General features: G+C 70.6%; 23 protein-coding genes, 4 tRNA genes and 1 pseudogene. 10 read left to right on the top strand and 18 right to left on the bottom strand.

Annotated features, from left to right (window positions below; genetic code table 11):
• The 6 genes and pseudogenes from VGN18_RS11825 to VGN18_RS11800 all read right to left on the bottom strand — a co-directional run.
• Positions 1 to 1100, bottom strand: a pseudogene (locus VGN18_RS11825) (hypothetical protein); the annotation flags it as partial.
• A 125-nt stretch (positions 1101 to 1225) separates the two neighbouring features.
• Entirely contained in the window at positions 1226 to 1945 is a 720-nt protein-coding gene (rplA, locus tag VGN18_RS11820; RefSeq protein ID WP_327539887.1) for a 50S ribosomal protein L1, read from the bottom strand.
• Between the two features lie 91 nt (positions 1946 to 2036).
• On the bottom strand, positions 2037 to 2468 hold the full coding sequence (gene rplK / locus VGN18_RS11815) for a 50S ribosomal protein L11 (protein WP_327539886.1): 432 nt from the start codon (positions 2466 to 2468) through the stop codon (positions 2037 to 2039).
• Between the two features lie 36 nt (positions 2469 to 2504).
• Positions 2505 to 3290 carry a transcription termination/antitermination protein NusG gene (gene nusG, locus VGN18_RS21110; protein WP_414655047.1) on the bottom strand — a complete coding sequence of 262 codons (786 nt, stop codon included), beginning with the start codon at positions 3288 to 3290 and terminating at the stop codon, positions 2505 to 2507.
• A gap of 215 nt (positions 3291 to 3505) precedes the next feature.
• Positions 3506 to 3739 (bottom strand): preprotein translocase subunit SecE, encoded by a 234-nt coding sequence (gene secE, locus VGN18_RS11805; protein ID WP_327539885.1) that lies wholly within the window; start codon positions 3737 to 3739, stop codon positions 3506 to 3508.
• Positions 3740 to 3787: 48 nt separating this feature from the next.
• A tRNA-Trp gene (locus tag VGN18_RS11800) sits at positions 3788 to 3860 on the bottom strand.
• A 183-nt stretch (positions 3861 to 4043) separates the two neighbouring features.
• On the opposite strand from VGN18_RS11800, the gene VGN18_RS11795 reads away from it, so the two are divergent.
• A complete protein-coding gene (locus VGN18_RS11795; RefSeq protein WP_349259886.1) occupies positions 4044 to 5255 on the top strand; it encodes a pyridoxal phosphate-dependent aminotransferase in 1212 nt (403 codons plus the stop codon).
• 161 nt (positions 5256 to 5416) lie between these two features.
• Here VGN18_RS11795 and VGN18_RS11790 read toward each other — a convergent pair whose 3' ends face one another.
• From VGN18_RS11790 to VGN18_RS11765, 6 genes are read right to left on the bottom strand one after another with little or no spacing between them, the layout of a single operon-like run.
• Entirely contained in the window at positions 5417 to 6889 is a 1473-nt protein-coding gene (locus VGN18_RS11790) for a M1 family aminopeptidase (RefSeq protein WP_327539883.1), read from the bottom strand.
• Complete coding sequence (locus tag VGN18_RS11785) at positions 6868 to 7371, bottom strand: DUF2505 domain-containing protein (protein ID WP_327539882.1); 504 nt, start codon at positions 7369 to 7371, stop codon at positions 6868 to 6870. Before VGN18_RS11785 ends, VGN18_RS11790 begins: the two co-directional genes overlap by 22 nt.
• Positions 7368 to 7781 (bottom strand): MaoC family dehydratase, encoded by a 414-nt coding sequence (locus VGN18_RS11780; RefSeq protein WP_327539881.1) that lies wholly within the window; start codon positions 7779 to 7781, stop codon positions 7368 to 7370. Before VGN18_RS11780 ends, VGN18_RS11785 begins: the two co-directional genes overlap by 4 nt.
• Entirely contained in the window at positions 7778 to 8224 is a 447-nt protein-coding gene (locus tag VGN18_RS11775) for an FAS1-like dehydratase domain-containing protein (protein ID WP_327539880.1), read from the bottom strand. The genes VGN18_RS11780 and VGN18_RS11775 overlap by 4 nt, the downstream gene beginning before the upstream one ends.
• A 9-nt stretch (positions 8225 to 8233) precedes the next feature.
• A complete protein-coding gene (locus tag VGN18_RS11770) occupies positions 8234 to 8599 on the bottom strand; it encodes a DUF4873 domain-containing protein (protein WP_327539879.1) in 366 nt (121 codons plus the stop codon).
• Complete coding sequence (locus tag VGN18_RS11765) at positions 8596 to 9303, bottom strand: TetR/AcrR family transcriptional regulator (protein WP_327539878.1); 708 nt, start codon at positions 9301 to 9303, stop codon at positions 8596 to 8598. The genes VGN18_RS11770 and VGN18_RS11765 overlap by 4 nt, the downstream gene beginning before the upstream one ends.
• Before the next feature lie 185 nt (positions 9304 to 9488).
• Between VGN18_RS11765 and VGN18_RS11760 the strand changes: the two genes are divergently transcribed.
• Entirely contained in the window at positions 9489 to 10415 is a 927-nt protein-coding gene (locus VGN18_RS11760) for a diiron oxygenase (protein ID WP_327539877.1), read from the top strand.
• Between the two features lie 69 nt (positions 10416 to 10484).
• On the opposite strand, the gene rpmG is transcribed toward VGN18_RS11760, so the two are convergent.
• The 3 genes from rpmG to VGN18_RS11745 all read right to left on the bottom strand — a co-directional run bounded on the left by rpmG (position 10485) and on the right by VGN18_RS11745 (position 10909).
• On the bottom strand, positions 10485 to 10649 hold the full coding sequence (gene rpmG, locus VGN18_RS11755; RefSeq protein WP_327539876.1) for a 50S ribosomal protein L33: 165 nt from the start codon (positions 10647 to 10649) through the stop codon (positions 10485 to 10487).
• 84 nt (positions 10650 to 10733) lie between these two features.
• Positions 10734 to 10807: transfer RNA gene (locus tag VGN18_RS11750), tRNA-Met, on the bottom strand.
• Between the two features lie 29 nt (positions 10808 to 10836).
• A tRNA-Thr gene (locus tag VGN18_RS11745) sits at positions 10837 to 10909 on the bottom strand.
• 338 nt (positions 10910 to 11247) lie between these two features.
• Here VGN18_RS11745 and VGN18_RS11740 point away from each other — a divergent pair.
• The 5 genes from VGN18_RS11740 (at position 11248) to VGN18_RS11720 (ending at position 15789) form a co-directional block, all read left to right on the top strand.
• Positions 11248 to 12048, top strand: a complete 801-nt coding sequence (locus tag VGN18_RS11740; protein WP_349259892.1) for a hypothetical protein — start codon at positions 11248 to 11250, stop codon at positions 12046 to 12048.
• 13 nt (positions 12049 to 12061) lie between these two features.
• Positions 12062 to 13984 (top strand): fumarate reductase/succinate dehydrogenase flavoprotein subunit, encoded by a 1923-nt coding sequence (locus VGN18_RS11735; RefSeq protein ID WP_327539874.1) that lies wholly within the window; start codon positions 12062 to 12064, stop codon positions 13982 to 13984.
• On the top strand, positions 13985 to 14737 hold the full coding sequence (locus VGN18_RS11730; RefSeq protein WP_327539873.1) for a succinate dehydrogenase/fumarate reductase iron-sulfur subunit: 753 nt from the start codon (positions 13985 to 13987) through the stop codon (positions 14735 to 14737).
• Between the two features lie 79 nt (positions 14738 to 14816).
• A complete protein-coding gene (locus VGN18_RS11725) occupies positions 14817 to 15515 on the top strand; it encodes an alpha/beta hydrolase (protein ID WP_327539872.1) in 699 nt (232 codons plus the stop codon).
• 130 nt (positions 15516 to 15645) lie between these two features.
• Complete coding sequence (locus tag VGN18_RS11720; protein WP_327539871.1) at positions 15646 to 15789, top strand: hypothetical protein; 144 nt, start codon at positions 15646 to 15648, stop codon at positions 15787 to 15789.
• 165 nt (positions 15790 to 15954) lie between these two features.
• Here VGN18_RS11720 and VGN18_RS11715 read toward each other — a convergent pair.
• Positions 15955 to 16036 (bottom strand) — tRNA-Tyr (locus VGN18_RS11715).
• Positions 16037 to 16165: 129 nt separating this feature from the next.
• Between VGN18_RS11715 and VGN18_RS11710 the strand changes: the two genes are divergently transcribed.
• On the top strand, positions 16166 to 16657 hold the full coding sequence (locus VGN18_RS11710) for a YajQ family cyclic di-GMP-binding protein (RefSeq protein ID WP_327539870.1): 492 nt from the start codon (positions 16166 to 16168) through the stop codon (positions 16655 to 16657).
• Between the two features lie 68 nt (positions 16658 to 16725).
• Here VGN18_RS11710 and htpX read toward each other — a convergent pair whose 3' ends face one another.
• A complete protein-coding gene (gene htpX / locus VGN18_RS11705; protein ID WP_327539869.1) occupies positions 16726 to 17586 on the bottom strand; it encodes a zinc metalloprotease HtpX in 861 nt (286 codons plus the stop codon).
• Between the two features lie 100 nt (positions 17587 to 17686).
• On the opposite strand from htpX, the gene VGN18_RS11700 reads away from it, so the two are divergent.
• Positions 17687 to 18175: a carbonic anhydrase gene (locus tag VGN18_RS11700; protein ID WP_327539868.1), complete on the top strand. Its 489-nt coding sequence runs from the start codon at positions 17687 to 17689 to the stop codon at positions 18173 to 18175.
• Between the two features lie 24 nt (positions 18176 to 18199).
• Complete coding sequence (gene mptB / locus VGN18_RS11695; RefSeq protein ID WP_327539867.1) at positions 18200 to 19603, top strand: polyprenol phosphomannose-dependent alpha 1,6 mannosyltransferase MptB; 1404 nt, start codon at positions 18200 to 18202, stop codon at positions 19601 to 19603.
• Here mptB and VGN18_RS11690 read toward each other — a convergent pair.
• Positions 19566 to 19973 (bottom strand): hypothetical protein, encoded by a 408-nt coding sequence (locus tag VGN18_RS11690; RefSeq protein ID WP_327539866.1) that lies wholly within the window; start codon positions 19971 to 19973, stop codon positions 19566 to 19568. The two genes, mptB and VGN18_RS11690, sit on opposite strands and share 38 nt — an antisense overlap.
• Positions 19974 to 20082 lie beyond the last annotated feature (109 nt).

The following is a 20082-nucleotide window of genomic DNA, read 5'->3' as shown; positions in this document are numbered from 1 at the left end:
TCCTGGCCCGCCGAGAACTGCATCGTCGTGGTGCCGGGCCGAGCGACCGCCGACTGCCACGCGGTGATGCCGCCCCCGCGCGACGGCGAGACGACGGTGATCGACACGAGGGCGACCGTGCCGCCCGGCCGGGGCACCCCGGCGCCGGTGACCCGGACGGGCTTCGTCTGCCCGGCCGCGAAGCCGGCGGCGTAGACCCGTTGGGCCGCGAGCGGGCCGAACGCGCCGGCGGCCGTCGGCACCCCGGCGGCGTAGTAGCCGACGACGTCGACGACGACGTTCACCGCGGCCGTCGCGGAGTTGTAGAGATCGAGGTGGCCACCGGCGAGCGGCACGACGGCGAACGCGGATCCGCCCTTGCGCGCGGCGAAGTACAGCGAGGCCGACAGCGGGCGTCCCGAACCGTAGGGCCAGGCCACGATCGAGCCGGGTCGCGTCGGCCCGACCGCGGTGATGGTGACGGCGACCGCCCCGACGCCGGTGGCCGGCAGCCCGGTGCCGCGCGGGGTCGCCACGACGGCCGCCCGGCCGCCGAGCGGCGCCCTCCTGGCCAGCCCGGTGCCGGTGCGGGTGTCGATCGCGCGGACCGCGCTCGGCAGCGGGTGGTACGCACCCGGCTGCGTCGGAGTGCCGGCGCGGTAGTAGCCCTGCAGGTCGACGATCACGTCGACCGTGCCGCTCGACTGGGTGTCCTTGACGCGGATGCCGCGTCCCGCGACCGGCACGATCGCCTCGTCCGAGACTGCCTGACCGGCGCTGAACTGCAGGTTGGTGGTGCCCGGCGCCGATCCGCCACCGAAGGCGGTGATGCCACCGCCGGCGGTGGGTGACAGCACGGTGATCGTCACCTGCACCGCCGAGACGTCCGAACCGGGCAGCCCGCCGTGGCCGAGGATCGCGGCCGTCACCGTCTGACCGGCCCGGACCCGGGCCTTCGGCACGTTCAGTCCGACGCGGGTGTCGGCGACGCGTTTGGGCGAGACCGCGACATAGCCGCCGGGCGTGCTGACCGTGGCCGCGTGGGCCGGGGCGGCGGCGACGACCGCGACCCCGAGCGGGACGAGGGCGGCGACGAGCGGGACGGCGACGAGACGGCGCACCGGGAACTCCTGACGAACGTGATCTTTCGGGCCCGGCCACGCTAGCCGATGCGCCTGAGAATCCGGGCCCCTCAACGCGCAGAGCCCGGCCCCTCGTGGGGCCGGGCTCTGCGGTGCGTCGTGGGTCAGGCCTGCGGGGCCGTGTCCTCGAGCAGGTTGCGGGTGCGGTTCGAGTCGACCGGGATGCCCGGGCCCATCGTGGTCGCGAAGGTGACCTTCTTCAGGTACTTGCCCTTCGACGAGGACGGCTTGGCCCGCAGGATCTCGTCCAGCGCCGCGGCGTAGTTCTCGACCAGCTTCTCGGCGTCGAAGGACGCCTTGCCGATGACGAGGTGCAGGTTGGCCTGCTTGTCGACCCGGAAGCTGATCTTGCCGCCCTTGATGTCGGTGACGGCCTTGGCGACGTCGGGGGTGACGGTGCCGGTCTTCGGGTTCGGCATGAGGCCACGCGGGCCGAGCACGCGGGCGATGCGGCCGACCTTGGCCATCTGGTCCGGCGTCGCGATGGCGGCGTCGAAGTCGAGGAACCCGTCGGTGATCTCCTGGATCAGGTCGTCGCTGCCGACCTTGTCCGCACCGGCGGCACGGGCCTCCTCGGCCTTGTCGCCGGTCGCGAAGACGATGACGCGGGCGGTCTTGCCGGTGCCGTGCGGCAGGCTGACCGTGCCGCGGACCATCTGGTCGGCCTTGCGCGGGTCGACACCCAGGCGCAGGGCGACCTCGACGGTGCCGTCGAACTTCGTGGGGGAGACCTGCTTGGCCAGGTTCGCGGCCTCGAGCGGGGAGTAGATCTTGCCTTCCTCGACCAACTCGGCGGCCTTGCGGTAACCCTTGCTGCGCTTCATTGCTGTTCTCTCTTCTCCCGGATCGGACCCGGGTCCGTGGTCAGCGGTCACCGGCCTTCGGTGACCTCCCACTGGTACTGCGGGCTGGGGCTCAGCCCTCGACCGTGATGCCCATCGAGCGGGCGGTACCGGCGATGATCTTCGCGGCCTGGTCGATGTCGTTGGCGTTGAGGTCTTCCATCTTGGTCTCGGCGATCTCGCGGACCTGGGCCATGGAGACCTTGGCGACCTTCTTGGTGTGCGGCTCGCCGCTGCCCTTGTCGACCCCGGCGGCCTTCAGCAGCAGGCGCGCAGCCGGCGGCGTCTTGGTGACGAAGGTGAACGAGCGGTCCTCGTAGACCGAGATCTCGACGGGCACGATCTGGCCGCGCTGCGACTCGGTGGCCGCGTTGTAGGCCTTGCAGAACTCCATGATGTTGACGCCGTGCTGGCCCAGCGCGGGGCCGACCGGCGGCGCCGGGTTCGCCGCGCCCGCCTGGATCTGCAGCTTGATGACGGCGGAGAGCTTCTTCTTCGGAGGCATGACTTCTCTTCTTCTAGACGGGTAGGGCGGGCGGGATCAGATCTTCGAGACCTGGCTGAAGGCCAGCTCGACGGGAGTCTCGCGTCCGAAGATCGAGACCAGCACGTGCAACTTCTGGTGGACCGGGTCGATCTCGCTGATCGTGGCCGGCAGGGTGGCGAACGGGCCGTCCATGACGGTGACCGACTCGCCGACCTCGTAGTCGACCGTGACCTGCGGCTTGTCGCTCGTGGCGGCGCCGGTCTTGCCGGGCTGCGCGAGGCGCTGCGCCCGCTCGGTCGCGGGGGCGAGGATCTTGACGACCTCGTCGAGCGTCAGCGGGGACGGCCGCGAGGTGGCGCCGACGAAGCCGGTGACGCCCGGGGTATTGCGCACCGCGCCCCACGAGTCGTCGGTGAGCTCCATGCGCACGAGGATGTAGCCGGGGAAGACCTTGCGCTGCACCTGCTGGCGCTTGCCGTTCTTGATCTCCACGACCTCTTCGGTCGGCACCTCGACCTGGAAGATGTAGTCCTCCATGTCGAGCGACTGGATGCGGCTCTCGAGGTTGGTCTTCACCTTGTTCTCGTAGCCGGCGTAGGAGTGCACGACGTACCAGTCACCGAACTGGGTGCGCAGCTCGCGGCGCAGCGTCTCGACCGGGTCCTCGTCGTCGTCGCCCTCGGCGCCCGTCTCGGCCTCGTCGTCGTCGCCCTCGGCCGGGGCGATGTCGGGGAGCGTGGTGTCCTCGTCGTCGTCGGTCGAGGCCGGCGGTGCGCCCAGGTCGAGATCGTCGTCGTCGGCCGGGTTGGTCGTCGGCTCGTCGTTGTCGCCGCCGAGCAGCCGGCAGGCGGAGTCGAGGTCGACCGGGCCGTCGTCGTCGGCCTGGGCGGACCCGCTGCGGACCGATGAGGCGCCGAAGTCGTCAGAGGTCTCGTCGACCGCCGGAGGGGTCTCCCGCTCGGCGTCGCTGTACTCGGACACGATCAACTCTTCTCTGAAATCTTGGTTCGGACGGATTCCTGCCACGGCTGGGCGCCGGAGTTCGGCGCGGCCGGTCAGCCGAATGTCAGCAGCACCAGCTTGGCGAATCCGATGTCGAGCCCGGCGACGATCGCAACCATGATCACCACGAAGATGATGACCACGATCGAGTACGTGACGAGCTCACTGCGCGAGGGCCAGAGCACCTTGCGCATCTCCGAGACGCTCTCGCGGACGAAGCGCGTCGGACGTCCGCCACGGCCCTTGGACGGGCGCGACGCCGGGGACTCGGTGCGAGTCGCAGTCACGGCTTTCCTCTCACGATGCGAACGGAACTGACACTTGCAGGTACTGCGCAGGGGCGACAGGACTTGAACCTGCAACCGCCGGTTTTGGAGACCGGTGCTCTACCAATTGAGCCACGCCCCTAGGGACTGGGAGATCATCCGGCCTCGCGCGAGTGCATGCTGACGCAAGGCCCGCAATGGACCCCGGTGGGCGAGTCTACGTGTCACCCCCTGCCCGCTCCAACCCGGTGACGATCGGCCGACCCCGCGCGCGGCTGGCTCGCGGCTGGGAGGGCGGCAAACGCGGCTGCGCCGGTCTGGGACGATGGGTGTCATGGGAGACGCCACCTCGCGCCGAGTATCGGCCCGCATCGCCGCCATCGCCGAATCCGCCACTCTGGCCGTCGACGCCAAGGCCAAGGCCCTCAAGGCCGCCGGCCGCCCGGTCATCGGCTTCGGGGCGGGTGAACCCGACTTCCCGACGCCCGACTACATCGTCGAGGCCGCGGTTGCGGCCTGCCGCGACCCGAAGAACCACCGGTACACGCCGGTCGCCGGGCTGCCCGAGCTGCGCGCCGCCATCGCCGGGAAGACCGCGCGCGACACGGGCTACGAGGTCGACGCCGCCCAGGTGCTGGTCACCAACGGCGGCAAACAGGCCGTCTACAACACCTTCGCCGCCCTGTGCGATCCGGGCGACGAGGTCCTGCTCATCGCGCCGTACTGGACCACCTACCCCGAGGCCATCAAGCTCGCCGGCGGCGTGCCGGTCGAGGTCGTCACCGACGAGACCACCGGCTACCTGGCCTCGGTCGCCCAGCTCGAGGCCGCCCGCACCCACCGCACCAAGATCCTGCTGTTCGTCTCGCCGTCCAACCCGACCGGCGCGGTCTACCCGCGGGCCGAGGTCGAGGCCATCGGTGCATGGGCGAAGGAGCACGACATCTGGGTCGTCACCGACGAGATCTACGAGCACCTCGTCTACGGCGACGCCGAGAACGTGTCGATCGCCCACAGCGCCGGCGAGAAGGTCGTCGTGCTGAACGGCGTCGCCAAGACCTACGCCATGACCGGCTGGCGGGTCGGCTGGATGATCGGCCCCCTCGATGTCATCAAGGCCGCGACCAACCTTCAGTCGCACGCGACGTCGAACGTCAACAACGTCGCCCAGGTCGCGGCCCTCGCGGCGGTCACCGGCGACCTCTCCGCAGTGGCCGAGATGCGCGCCGCGTTCGACCGCCGCCGCCGCACGATCGTCTCGATGCTCAGCGACATCCCCGGCATCGTCTGCCCCGAACCCGAGGGCGCGTTCTACGTGTACCCGTCGGTCAAGGGCCTGCTCGGACGCCCGCTGCGCGGGCGGACGGCCGCCACGTCGGCCGAGCTCGCCGGGATCATCCTCGACGAGGCCGAGGTCGCGGTTGTGCCGGGCGAGGCGTTCGGCACCCCGGGCTACGTCCGCATGTCGTACGCGCTCGGCGACGACGACCTCGCCGAGGGTGTCGGCCGCATCGCCAAGCTCGTCGCCGAGGGCTGATCCCCCGCGCCCTCCGTTGCTCGTCGAGCGCCCTTCCATGCTGTTGAGTGGCGAGTTACGCGTTCAGTGGCGCGCAGAAGGTCGCCACTCAACGCGTCAACTCGCCACTCAACGTGGGGCGGCGGCCACCTCGGGGGCGGCGGCCACGTCGGAGGCGGCCGCTACCTGAGGGCGCCGGCCTCGCGCAGGATCGTGATCGCGCCCGGGAAGGCCGCGATCGCCCTGGCGAAGTCGGCCGGGACGACGATGCGCCAGGCGTTCGCGGCCACGTAGCAACGCAGCGCGGCGTCCCATTTCGCCGGGCCGGCGACGGCCCGGGCGGCGTTGAGCGCGGCCGCGCCCTTGTTGTAGGTCGTGAAGTAATAGCGGTCGACGTCGTGGCCGTAGGACTCGGTGGAGGCGTCGACCGGGCCGGGGGCGTTGAGCGCGTCGTCGGCCGGGGCGTCGCGGTCGACCAGTTGCTCGGCGTACTCGGCGAACGCCTCGTCCAGCCACGGGTGCAGGGCCTGGCTGTCGCCGACCATCCCGTAGAACCACTGGTGCGCGGTCTCGTGCACGGCGACGAGGCGGGAACCGTCGAGCATCAGGATCGAGCTCGGGTACTCGATGCCGCCACCCTGGGCCGGCAGCCGGGCGACCGACAGCGACGGGAACGGGAAGGGTCCGAAACGGGCCGAGAGTTCGCGCAGCGCCCGCTCGAACTCGGGGACCAGCGCGTCGCGCAGCCCGACGGTCGGGGCGCCGACCCGCAGCCGGGTGCTCCCGACGTTGACGTCGGCCACCTGGAACGGCCCGGCAGCCACGCTGACGTCCCGGGCCGAGGCGAGGTGTGACACCCAGCGCCGCATCGTGCCGCCCGCCGGCGGGACGGCCGGGTCGCCCGACATGATCACGGTGTCGGCGGCCGGGGCGCGGACGGCGAGGTCGACCGCCATCGCCTCGCTCGTGGCGCTCTCGGCCGGGAAGTTGATCAGATCCTCGGCGTGCCAGCCGAAGCCGCGCTGCCAGGACAGCAGGGGTTGGGCCGAGGCGAAGTAGGCGTACGGGCCGGCCTGGCCGAACCGGTCGAACGAGTCGGTGCCGAGCGTCAGGGTGAAGGCGAGGTCGGCGGTGACCGTCGTGCCGGCCGGGACGCTCGCCCCGAAGGGGATGCGCAGCAGCCCGCCCTGGGTCGAGGGGGCCGCGTTGGCCCGGCTGAACCGGTAGGCCTTCGCGCCGTGGTCGGCCCGGGCCGCGGTCACCACGATCCGGTTGCCCTCGGCCACGGTCGGCGCGGTGTTGGCGGTGAGGCGGAAGACGAGCTCGGTGATCGGGCGATCAGGGGTGAACGAGATGTGCTCGGTGCCCCTGACCGTGCGGTGGCCGGGCGCGATGACGAAGTCGAGACTCATCCGCGGCCGGTTCGGGTCCGGGGCCGCGTAGGCGGTCGGGCAGGCGATCGCGGCCGGGGTGGACGGCGGCCCGGGCGGCGTCGACGACGCGCTCGTCGACGGAGCCGGCCGCGAGGACGAGGCGGACGGGACGGGCGAGCCGTGGCCGCTGACGGCCGAGGTGCACGCCGTCAGCGCCGTGGTTGCGCCGAGCAGCACGAGGGCCGCCCGGCGCCGCGAGGTCAGGCTGCGTCTTCCGTCCATGTCAGGCCCGTCTGCTCCTCGGCATCGATCACCGAGACGATGATCGGGGCCGCGAGCTTCTCGATCTTGCCACCCACCACCGGCACGAGAGCCTTGAACTCGGCGTCGACCACGACGACCGCCGAACCGTCCTCGTGCGGTTCGAGGCGGATCGTGCCGTGCATGCGAGCCGGGGCGCCGTGGAAGTCGACGTGCAGCTGGGCCGTGCGCGAGCCGTCGGCGGCCGCCGGGCCCCAGGTGATGGTCTCGGTCGAGGTGACCCCCGACGGGACGATCTTGCGCAGCATCGAGGGGAACCCGATGGTCGGCAGCTTGCGCTTGGTCTTCACGACGGCGGTGTCGCCCTCGACGATGACCGTGACGTGCCAGCTGAGCGCGCCGGCGTCGGCGCACTTCTTCTCCTGGAACGCCTGGGTGCAGGCCATCGCGAACACCTCGTGCGGTGCCCGGTGGTGGTGGCGCATCATCCGTTCGATCTTCATGCCGCGTCCTTCCAGCGGACCACGGCCCGCGCCTTTGCCATGACGGTGTCCCCGTTCACGGTCGCCGTCAGTGAGACCTCGAGCAGGCCGTCCTCGCGGACCGACCTGACCTCGCCGCTGACCGAGATCACCGCCCCCTCGGCGTCGGGCACGACGACGGGACGGGTGAACCGCACGCCGTACTCGACCACCGCACCCGGGTCGCCCGTCCAGTCGGTGACGACGCGGACGGCGGTGGCCATGGTGAACATGCCGTGCGCGATGACGTCGGGCAGGCCGACCTCCTTGGCGAACCGCTCGTTCCAGTGGATCGGGTTGAAATCGCCCGACGCACCGCAGTAGCGCACGAGGTCGACCCGCCGCACCGGGAACTCCTGCGCCGGCAGCTTGTCGCCGACCGCGGGACTCACGCCGTCCCCCGCGCGACGAGCGTGGCGTACGCGGTGAGGACGTCCTCACCGTCGAGGGTCTGCACGTCGGCGCGGGTGCTGACCATGTCGTTGCCGGCCGCGGCCCGGATGCTCTCGATCGTGACGACGGCCCGCAGCACGTCGCCCGCCCGGATCGGGCGTCGGTGCACGAAGCGCTGTTCCCCGTGCACGACGCGCGAGTAGTCGATGCCGAGGTCGGGGTCCTCGATCACCTGGTGCCCGGCCGGCAGGGTGATGACGATCGCGAAGGTCGGCGGCGCGATGACGTCGTCGTATCCGAGCGCCCGGGCGGCGTCGGCGTCGCGGTAGACCGGGCTCGCGTCGTTGATGGATTCGGCGAACTCGCGGATCTTCTCGCGCCCCACCTCGAACGGTGCGGTCGGCGGGTAGACCCGTCCGACGTACTGCTGGTCGACGGCCATGGGCAGAGGTTAGCGAGCGTCCGCGTCGGTGTCGGGCAGGGTGTCGAGAACCGCGAACGGTGTCGCCCCGAAGCCCTCGACCCGGGGCCGGCCCCACGGGTCGACGTCGGACAGCGCCGTCTCGACCTCGGCGTGCGGCGTGCGCAGCCGCACCTTCCGGGCACCACCGTCGAGCAGCGCGGTGACCTCGGGGCTCGCCGCGACCCGGCCGTACCAGCTGTACCTGCCGCTGATCGGATCGAAGTGCCCGCGCAGCGTGACGGTGACGGCCACGGTGTTCTCGCCGTCGATCAGCTCGGCCGGCCCGTCGTACCCGTCGTCGGCCGGGGTGTCGTCGGCCGCTTCGGAGCCGGGGAACGGGACGACCGTGCTCACGAGGACTCCTGCGGGGTCAGGGCTCCCACCGGGAGCGGTTCGTCGTAGGCGATCCGGATGCCGCGGTCGCGCGCGGTGCCCTCGAGCATGTGCCAGACCCCGGTGCAGACGATGGCGGTGAAGCGCTCGCGCGGCATCGAGCGGTGCTGCAGCCACCAGCCGCCACAGGCCTCGACGAAGCCGACGATGCCGAAGGCCCCGGGCTCGACCTCGTCGCCGTCGACGCCGAAGAACATCAGCAGCATCTTCAGCAGCGCGGCGATGTTGTCGGCCAGCGTCGTCTCGACCGAGTCCAGCGACGAGCCGTCGTTGCGGCTGCGCAGGAAGAAGTAGAGGTTCGGGTGCTCGTCGAGCCAGCCGACGATGGTGCCGATGGCGGCGTCGATGATCTCGCGCGGGGTGCGTTCGGGGCTGAGCGCCAGCTTGGGCAGCACGCTGTCGAGCACCGCCTGGGCCACGTGCTCGGCGATGGCCTGGCGGAGGTCCTCGCGGTCGCGGAAGTAGCGGTAGAGGACGGTGCGGCTGACGCCGGCGGCCTCGGCGATCTGCTCGGCCGAGGCGTTCGGGCCGTGGGTGTCGACGGCGGCCGCGCCGGCGGCGACGAACGCGGCCCGGCGCTGGGCCCGGTGCTCGGTCCAGCGCAGCCGACGGCCGTCGGGCGCCGGTTCGTCCCGGCCGGGTCGGGCCGCGGCACTACTCGACATCGCGCCTCCCCTCCACGGTGCGTCGACCGAGACGTCGGTGCGACCTGGTGCAGATGTCTGTGACAGCACCCTATCCGCAGACGGCAATTTGTGCGCGACGTCTTGTCACAGCTTCTCCGGGACCCTACGCTCGCAATAGTTAGCAGGACATCGTGTTACAGAATCTCCCGACCGAGGTGACCGCCATGACCGCACTGTTGCGTGACCGCTCGACCCCCTCCGCCGTGAACCCGCGCGAGAAGACCGCGAAGCGGCTGCTCGGCTCGTCGTCGAAGAACTCCTACGACCCCGAGCTCGACATCGACTGGGACGCCCCGCCCGTCCCGGGCCTGTGGCACATGCAGCCCGAGCGCATGTCGCTCTACGGCACGCCGCTGTGGGAGTCGCTCACCGAGGAGCAGCGCATCGAGCTGTCCAAGCACGAGGTCATCAGCGTGGCCCGGGTCGGGCTGTGGTTCGAGATCCTGCTCATGGGCATGCTCGCCGCCCACGCCTACAACCAGGACCCCGCCTCGGCGCACACCCAGTACGCGCTCACCGAGATCGGCGACGAGACCCGCCACTCGGTCATGTTCGCCCGCTGGGCCGAAAAGTACGGCGGCTCGGACTACAAGCCGCACCCGGCCGTGCACCACCTCGGCAAGCTGTTCCGCCTCGTCGGCCCCACCGGACCGTCGATGTGGGCCGCCACCCTCGTGGCCGAGGAGCTGCTCGACCGCCTGCAGCGCGAGGGGATGGCCGCCGAGCGCATGCAACCGCTGTCGCGGATGGTGTCGCGCATCCACGTGATCGAGGAGGCGCGGCACGTCCGCTTCGCCCGCGAGGAACTCGTCCGCGAGATGGAGAGGTCGCACGCCGGCCCGGTGCTCTGGTTCCACCAGACCTTCGCCGCGCTGGCCGCCGCCTTCATCGCCGAGAGCATCATCAGCCCGAAGGTCTACGAGTCGGTCGGCATCGACGCGAAGCAGGGGCGCACGGCGGCCCGGAACAACCCGAACTTCCACGACACGAGGGCCTGGATGGCCGAGAAGATCATCCCGTTCCTCGACGAGGTCGGCATGGTCAACCCGGTCGCCCGCTGGATCTACCGCCGGGCCCACCTGATGCCGTGACCCCGGGACGAACGAAAAGCCCCGCCCGGCTGAGCCGGGCGGGGCTTTCTGCTGCTGTGGGGCGCTGGGTCAGCGCGTCTCGCGGTGCTCGGTGTGCTTACCGCAGTTCGGGCAGAACTTGTTCATCGACAGCCGGTCGGGGTCGTTGCGCCGGTTCTTGACGGTGATGTAGTTGCGGTGCTTGCACTCCTGGCACGCCAAGGTGATCTTCGGACGGACGTCGGTGGCTGCCACGGGAGGTGCCTTTCAATCGGAGGTGATGCTCTAACGGTACTGCGCGTGCGGTGATCGACCGCTGGCGTGACCAGGACCGATCAGTAGCGAGGGCCGGATTTGAACCGGCGACATAGCGATTATGAGCCGCTTGCTCTGCCAGACTGAGCTACCCCGCCCCGAGCTGTCCCTGGGGTGGGACTGCCGGAGCCCCCTTACGGAATCGAACCGTAGACCTTCTCCTTACCATGGAGACGCTCTGCCGACTGAGCTAAGGGGGCCTTCCACTGCTTCGTGCAACGGCGCGCGATGACACCTGCGCCAGCGGATGAGCCTACACGATGCGCGACGGTGCTCGTGCGCACCGACAAGGCTCTACACCTCGGCGTGAACCGTCACGTGCGCGTCCCATCGGGAACACTGCCCGGTCACATTGTGTTGGCACCGGGTGCCCGTCTCGGCCAGACTCGAAAGCCGGAATGTCTGTCCCCGGGAGCTTGCCAATGGCCATCATGTCCGCGTCGATCACGCTGTCCCACAAGGTGGGTTCGGCCTCTACACCGGACGGGTCGAACCGGTGACCCGCGCCACCGAGAAGCCGCAGCCGCAACTGGCGAAGATGAAGAATGGCACAGCCGCGCCGGGTCGCGCGAGCATCCCGGAGCGGACACTCCGCACCGACAACTGGCGCAAGGCCCCGATCATCACCTTCATCCTGCTCAGCGGCTGGGTGCTGTACGCCTTCCTGCGCACGGTGTGGCAGGCCGCGTACTTCGCCGGGCCCGAGCACTACCTCTCGCCGTTCTACTCGCCGTGCGTCACGGCCAGCTGCACGCCCGAGGCGCGCGACTTCGGCACCTGGTTCGGCCACTTCCCGGCGCTGATCCCGTTCGCGATCGTCACGCTGCCGTTCCTGCTCGGCTTCCGGCTCACCTGCTACTACTACCGCCGCTCGTACTACCGGGCCTTCTGGCAGTCGCCGCCGGCCTGCGGCGTGGCCGAGCCGCACGCGGGCTACTCGGGCGAGACGAAGTTCCCGCTGATCGTGCAGAACCTGCACCGCTACTTCTGGCTGGCTGCGGGCCTGATCTCGATCATCAACACCTGGGACGTCGTGCAGGCGTTCCGTCCCGCGGGCCACAGTTTCGGCTTCGGCCTGGGCACGATGATCATGCTGATCAACGTCGTGCTGCTGTGGGCGTACACGATCTCGTGCCACTCCTGCCGGCACATCATCGGCGGCAAGCTGCGCAATTTCTCGCGCCACCCCTTCCGCTACAAGATGTGGGGCGTCGTGTCGAAGCTGAACGCCAAGCACATGGAACTGGCCTGGACGACGCTGGCGACGCTGCTGCTGACCGACCTGTACGTCGCGCTCGTCGCCTCGAACACCATCTCCGACCTGCGCTTCATCAATTAAGAAGGACCCCGCTTTGACTTCCCAGAGCACCGAGATCGAGAAGCACAACTACGACGTCCTGGTCGTCGGCGCCGGCGGTGCCGGCCTGCGCGCGGCCATCGCCGCCCGCCAGGCGGGCCTGCGCGTCGCCATCATCACCAAGTCGCTGTTCGGCAAGGCGCACACCGTGATGGCCGAGGGCGGCATCGCGGCCTCCATGGGCAACCGCAACAGCAACGACAACTGGCAGGTCCACTTCCGCGACACGATGCGCGGCGGCAAGTTCCTGAACAACTGGCGGATGGCCGAGCTGCACGCCAAAGAGGCGCCCATGCGCGTCTGGGAGCTCGAGACGTACGGCGCGCTGTTCGACCGCACGCCCGACGGCAAGATCAGCCAGCGCAACTTCGGCGGTCACGAGTACCCGCGCCTCGCGCACGTCGGTGACCGCACCGGCCTGGAGCTGATCCGCACCCTGCAGCAGAAGGTCGTCTCGCTGCAGCAGGACGACGCCAAGGCCAACGGCCGCGAGAGCGGGGCCGACGAGGGCAAGCTGCGCGTCTTCGCCGAGTGCTCGATCACCGAGCTGCTCAAGGACGAGTCGGGCCGCATCTCCGGCGCGTTCGGCTACTACCGCGAGAACGGCAAGCTGGTCCTGTTCCGTGCTCCCGCCGTCATCCTCGCGACCGGCGGCATCGGCAAGTCGTTCAAGGTCACCTCGAACTCCTGGGAGTACACCGGCGACGGTCACGCGCTCGCGCTGCGGGCCGGCTCGACGCTGTTGAACATGGAGTTCATCCAGTTCCACCCCACGGGCATGGTGTGGCCCCCGTCGGTGAAGGGCATCCTCGTCACCGAGTCCGTCCGCGGTGACGGCGGTGTGCTGCGCAACTCCGAGGGCAAGCGCTTCATGTTCGACTACGTCCCCGCCGTCTTCCGCGGCCAGTACGCGGAGACGGAGGAGGAGGGCGACCGCTGGTACACCGACCCGGACAACAACAAGCGCCCGCCGGAGCTCCTCCCCCGGGACGAGGTCGCCCGCGCGATCAACTCCGAGGTCAAGGCCGGCCGCGGATCGCCGCACGGCGGAGTCTTCCTCGACATCGCGAGCCGGTTGCCCGCCGCCGAGATCCTCAAGCGGCTGCCGTCGATGCACCACCAGTTCAAGGAACTCGCGGACGTCGACATCACCGCCGAGCCGATGGAGGTCGGCCCGACCTGCCATTACGTGATGGGGGGCGTCGAGGTCGAGCCCGACACCGCTGCGGCCACCGGCGTGCCCGGCCTGTTCGCGGCCGGCGAGGTCGCCGGCGGCATGCACGGCTCGAACCGGCTCGGCGGCAACTCGCTGTCCGACCTGCTGGTCTTCGGCCGGCGGGCCGGCGACGGCGCCGCCGAGTACGTCGCGTCGCTCAAGGGCCAGTACCCGGCGGTGACCGAGATCCAGCTGCGCGAGGCCGAGCGCACCGCGCTCAAGCCGTTCGACGTCGCCGCCGGCGGCGAGGCCGAGAACCCGTACACGCTGCACGCCGAGCTCCAGCAGACGATGAACGACCTCGTCGGCATCATCCGCACCGAGTCCGAGATCGAACAGGCCATCGCCAAGCTCGAGACGCTCAAGGAGCGCACGCCGAAGGCGGGCGTCGAGGGCGGCCGGGCGTTCAATCCGGGCTGGCACCTCGCGCTCGACCTGCGCAACATGCTGCTGGTCAGCCAGTGCGTGGCGAAGGCGGCGCTGCGGCGTCAGGAGTCGCGCGGCGGTCACACCCGCGACGACTTCCCGAAGATGGACGCCGAGTGGCGCACGAAAAACCTGGTGTGCACCGCCCAGGACGACGAGGTCACGGTCGTCGAGCAGCCGATGATCCCCATGCGTGAGGATCTGCTCGCGCTGTTCGAGGTCGACGAGCTGAAGAAGTACCTCACCGACGCCGAGCTGCCGCAGGGAGCAAAGTAAATGTCATATGACGCCAAGTTCCGCGTGTGGCGCGGCGACGACGAGGGCGGCGAGCTGGTCGACTACACCGTCGAGGTGAACGAGGGCGAGGTCGTCCTCGACATCATCCACCGGCTGCAGGCCACCCAGGCCGGCGATCTCGCCGTGCGCTGGAACTGCAAGGCCGGCAAGTGCGGCTCGTGCAGCGCCGAGATCAACGGCCGTCCGCGCCTGCTGTGCATGACCCGCATGTCGACCTTCACCGAGGCCGAGACGATCACGGTGACGCCGATGCGCACCTTCCCGGTGATGAAGGACCTCGTCACCGACGTCTCGTACAACTACAAGAAGGCGCAGGAGGTGCCGGCCTTCGCGCCGCCGGAGGGCGTCGAACCGGGCGACTACCGCATGGCCCAGGTCGACGTCGAGCGCTCGCAGGAGTTCCGCAAGTGCATCGAGTGCTTCCTGTGCCAGAACGTCTGCCACGTCATCCGTGACCACGAGGACAACAAGGAGTCCTACTCGGGCCCGCGCTTCCTGATGCGCGTCGCCGAACTGGACATGCACCCGCTCGACGCCCTCGACCGCCAGCACGCGGCGCAGGACGAGCACGGTCTCGGCATGTGCAACATCACCAAGTGCTGCACCGAGGTGTGCCCCGAGCACATCAAAATCACCGACAACGCGCTGATCCCGCTCAAGGAGCGCGTCGTCGACCGCAAGTACGACCCGCTGGTGTGGCTCGGCAACAAGATCATGCGCCGCCCCAGCTGACGCCGGCGGTCGATCAGGGCCCGGTTCGCCTTCCGCGAACCGGGCCCTTCTCGGTCTCCCGGCGACCTAGGTTGCTCGTATGCGAGTGATCTTCGTGCACGGAGCGTTCGTCCGCGACGGCGCGTGGTGGTGGCAGCCGGTGGCGTCGCTGCTCGAGCAGTCCGGGGTGGCGAGCACGGCGGTGGCGCTGCCGTCGTGCGGCGAGGGGTCGGGCGCCGCCGGCGGGTTCGGGCTCGCCGACGACGCGGCCGCCCTGCGCGCGGCCATTGCGGCCGACCCGGAGCCGGCGATCGTCGTGGCGCACTCCTACGGCGGCATCGTGACGGCCGAGGGCGGCGCGGGCGCCGCGCACCTGCTGTACCTCAGCTCGTTCCTGCCGCGGGTCGGCGAGACGATCGCCGAGCAGTCGGCCTCGCCCGACCCGGTGCCGGTCGAGCCGCAGGACGACGGCACGGTGAGCGTCCTGGTCACCGACGCCTTCGATCGACGCTTCCTGCACGACGTGGCTGATCCCGAGCTGGTGCGCGGGGCGCGCGAGCGGCTGGCCCCGCAGTCGGGTGCGGTGTTCGGCACCCCGGTCACCGCGGCGGCGTGGCAGCAGGTGCCGAGCACCTACCTCGTCTGCGCGGAGGACCGCAGCACGCTCCCCGCACTGCAGCGCGAGCAGGCGACGCGCGCCGGGGCGGTCGTCGAACTGCCGACCGGCCACCACCCGATGCTCTCCCGCCCCGACCTCGTGGCTGCCGCGGTGACGGCGCTCCGGTCGACCGGGCACTGACCGATCGAGGCGATCATGAGGTGGGCCATGCGGTGACGTTCCGGGCCAAATTCGTCCGCGCGCGACCTTTGCGGACGAGCCGCCCCTTCGATTTGACGGCCTGATTCGGCGGCTCGACGCTGCGCGAAGCGTGCGGCTCGGCCGGACGCTTCCCCCGGCAGAAACGCTCGGCGGTCTCGCCTCGCTCCTCTCCCTCGGCTACACCGCCACCTTCGCCGGTGACGGGCTGCTCGCGCCGAGTTCGGGACGCGGCAGCCTCGTGCGCGTCGGGTAGCCACGCACCTTCCGGCACCATCAGGTCGGCGAGCTCGTCGTGGGTGCCGACGGCGTCGCGTTCGGTGGAGATGTTGTCGTGCGTCGGTACCTTCAGCCGCGCCCGGAGGAACGTCTCCGGTGAACAAGTTCGGGCCCCCGGAACTCCGGGGGCCCGAACTGTCGGTGGCGGGTGTTGGGTTTGAACCAACGTAGGCTGAGCCGGCGGTTTTACAGACCGCTCCCTTTGACCACTCGGGCAACCCGCCTCGCACTGACGCTGCCGGAATCACTTCCGGCAACGGCCTGTGAGCTTACCCGACGCCGTCGGCGCATTCGTCGCCGATCCCCCTCGGCTACGGTCTCAGGCGAGCACCGAATCCGCAGGAGGAGCAGTCATGGCAGACCCGTCGTTCGACATCGTCAGCAAGATCGACCGTCAGGAGGTCGACAACGCGCTGAACCAGGCGGCCAAGGAGCTCTCCCAGCGGTTCGACTTCCGCGGCGTGAACGCGGGCATCGAGTGGTCGGGCGAGCTGGGCATCACCATCAAGGCCGACACCGAGGAGCGCGCGAAGGCGGCCCTGGACGTGTTCAAGGAGAAGCTGGTCAAGCGCTCGATCTCGATGAAGGCGCTCGACGCCGACGAACCCAAGCAGTCGGGCAAGCAGTACGTCATCAGCGGCACCCTGCGCCAGGGCATCGACCGCGACCACGCCCGCGAGATCGTCAAGCTCATCAAGGACGAGGGCCCCAAGGGCGTCCAGGCCGCGATCCAGGACGACCAGGTGCGCGTCTCGGGCAAGAAGAAGGACTCGCTGCAGGAGGTCATGAGCCTGCTCAAGGCGGCCGACCTCGAGGTGCCGCTGCAGTTCACCAACTACCGCTGAGCGTCACCCGGTTCGGCCCGACCACTTCCGTCGCCGGAAAGTGGTCGGCCGGCGCCGGGCCGGCGCGATCAGCGGCGGTAGCGGGGGTCGCTCGCGGCGAGCCGCTCGAGGCGCTCGACCCGCGCGGCCATCGGCGGGTGGGTCGAGAACAGGCCGCGGACGCCACCGAACGGGTTGGCGATCATCATGTGGCTCGCCGTGGCCAGCCGCGGGGTCTTGACCAGTGGCACCGCGTTCGTGCCGGCCTCGAGCTTGCGCAGTGCCGAGGCGAGCGCGAGCGGGTCGGCCGAGAGTTGGGCACCCGAGGCGTCAGCCTGGAACTCGCGCGAGCGGCTGATCGACAGCTGGATCATCGTCGCCGCGAGCGGGCCCAGGAAGATCATGAGCAGCTCGGTGAAGGGATTGCGGTCGCGGTCGCCGCCCGGGGTGAAGAACATCGCGAAGTTGGCCAGCATGGTGATGCCGGCCGCCAGGCACCCCGCGACCGACGAGATCAGGATGTCGCGGTTGTAGACGTGGCTGAGCTCGTGCCCGAGCACGGCCCGCAGCTCGCGCTCGTTCAGCATCCGCAGGATGCCCTCGGTGGCGCAGACGGCGGCGTGCCGCGGGTTGCGGCCGGTGGCGAAGGCGTTGGGCTGGGCCGTCGGCGAGACGTAGAGCCGCGGCATCGGCTGGCGGGCGCTCGTCGCGAGCTCGCGGACGATGCGGTACATCGCCGGCTGCTCGGCCTCGCTCACCGGGCGGGCCGCCATCGTGCGCAGCGCGATCTTGTCGGAGTTGAAGTAGCTGAAGGCGTTGATGCCGACCGCGAGAAGCAGCCCGATCAGCAGTCCGCCGCGCCCGCCGACCACGCCGCCGATCACGACGAACAGCCCGCCGAGCACGCCGAAGAGCACCGCGGTCTTGAGACCGTTACGAACGCCGTCCATACCCGGTCAACGCGCGAAACCGGCGCTCTCGTTCCCGCGGGCCGGTGAGGTGACGCACGCCGGTGCGCGCGGTCCGGACGGCTCTGCTTCCATAAAGGGTGTGACCGCCATCGACAACATCGCCCAGGCCAACACCCGCTACGCCGCCACGTTCCCGGGCCCGCGCTCGCGCCATCCGCGGCTCAAGCTCACCGTGATCACCTGCATGGACTCGCGGCTCGACCTGTTCGGGGCCCTCGGCCTCGAGGTCGGCGACGCGCACCTGATCCGCAACGCCGGCGGCATCCCCACCGACGACGTGCTGCGCTCGCTCGCCATCAGCCAGCGCGCGATGGGCACGAGCGAGGTCGTGCTCGCCCACCACACCGAGTGCGGCATGGCCGGCTTCGACGACGACGCGTTCCGCGCCGAGCTCGAGGCCGAGTCGGGCCAGGCGCCGACGTGGCGGGTGCCCGGCTTCGACGACGTGTACGACGACCTGCGCCGGTCGGTCGAGACGGTGCGCACCTGCCCGTGGCTGCCGAACCGCGACCACGTCCGCGGATTCCTGTTCGACGTCGCGACGGGCGTGCTGCACGAGGTCAGCTGACCCGCCGTCCCCCAGAATGGACGGGTGACGGGACACAGGCAGGCGACGCTCGCCGCCGCCGGTCTCGTGCTCGGCGTCGTCGCAGTCGTCGCCGGCGGCCAGTCACCGACCGGCACGACGACGCCCCCGACGACCTGGTTCGGGCTGCTGTCGCCCACCGGCTACCGCGCGGGTGACCCCTGGGGCTGGGGCGCGGCCTCGCTGCTGGCGTCGGCCCTTCTCGTGCCGCTGTGGGTCGTCGCCGTCGGGTCCCGCCTGCCGGAGCGGGCGGTGTGGCGGCTCGCCGCGGTCTGGGGGCTGCCGTTCGTCATCGGGCCGCCACTGATCAGCAAGGACGTCTACGCCTACGCCGCGAACGGGCTGATGCTCCGGGCCGGGGTGGACGTCTACACCCACGGCGCCGACGGGCTGCAGCAGCTGCACACGGCCGACGCCACCCGCGCCCTCGCCGCGGTCGACCCGACCTGGCACCAGACCCCGAGCCCGTACGGGCCGCTCGCGTCGTTGCTCGTCCGCACCGCGGCCCAGGTCAGCGGCGGGAACCCGGTCGGCACCGTCGTCGTACTGCGCGCGGTGGCGGTCGTCAGCGTCGTCGCGCTGGCCGCGGCCGCCGCGGCGCTCGCCGGCCGACACCGCGCCACTGCCGTCGCGCTCATCGCCCTCAACCCGCTGGTGCTGCTGCACGCGGTGTCGGGCGCGCACGTCGAGGCACCGATGTGCGCCCTGCTCCTGCTCGGCCTGCTCGCGGCCACTCGCAACCGCTGGGCCCTCGCGGTCGTGCTGGTCTGCGCCGCCGGCGCGATCAAGGCGCCGGCCTATGCCGCCCTGGGCGCGATGGTCGTCCTGCACGCGCGGCAGCGCGATCCCGTCCGCGCCGTCGGCCAGGACGTCGCGGTCGCGCTCGCCGCCTCGGCTGCCTTCACCGTGCTCGTGCCGCACGGCCTCGGCTGGCTGGCCAACCTCACGACCCCGACAAAGGGCAAGGCGCCGGTGTCACTCGCGAATGCTGTCGCCGCGTTGCTGCCCGGCGTCGGCGCGCACCCGGTGCAGCTGGGGTTCCTGGCCGCCGGCGCGGTGATCGTGGTCGGCCTCGCCCTCACCGCGGAGCGGCGTCCGCTCGAGACGTCGGTCGGGATCGGGCTGCTCGCCCTGATGGCGCTCGCCCCCGTCTTCTACCCCTGGTACGTGCTGTGGGGGGCGGCCTGCCTGCTGCCGACGGCGCGCGGGCGGGGGCGCGAAGGGCTGATCGTGCTGTGCGGGCTGGCGGCGCTGTTCGCCACGACCGGCACGCCGAGCCGGTTCGCACTGATCCTGCACGGGGTCGAGGCGGCGGTGGCCGCGGGCTGGCTGGTGCAGCGCTATCGCGCCCAGCCGGTTGAGGAGGAGCCGCTTACGCGACCTCGGCCTGCCACCGGAACGAGGTCATGAGCCGCTCCACGCGCTGCTCCAGCTCGTCGTCCAGATCGTCCTGCAGCACGAACTCGGCGACGAGCGCGAGCCGCTGACCCGGGGCCGGCATCACGAAACGGCGCGTGCCCGGGGCCTGGTCGAAGTCCAGCAGCTCGTGCGCGGCCGAGCCGGGGGCGACCTCGCGGAACTCGAGGTCCTCGTCGTCGTCGAGCAGCCCGACGGTCAGGGCCCCGGTGGCTTCACGGATGTCGTCCTCGATGACCATGGTGCTCAGCACGGCGAGGAGCGGAGCGCCCACGGTGTCTTCGGGCAGGCCGGCCTCGTTCGGGCTGACCACCATCCAGTCCCGGCAGTCCATCTCGAAGGCCGGGAGCACCAAGTCCGCCATGACTTCTCCTCGCGGTTGGTCGGGCTTTTCTGTCAAGAGACCTTGTACCCCGTTGCATGTAGGCGATCACGGTACGGAACTTCGCGGCAAATCCGGACGTAGGTGATGA

This window comes from Jatrophihabitans sp., assembly GCF_036000465.1.
Taxonomy (GTDB): Bacteria; Actinomycetota; Actinomycetes; order Mycobacteriales; family Jatrophihabitantaceae; genus Jatrophihabitans.
The sequence above is the reverse complement of the archived record's forward strand: the minus strand, read 5'-3'. Positions and strand labels throughout refer to the sequence as shown.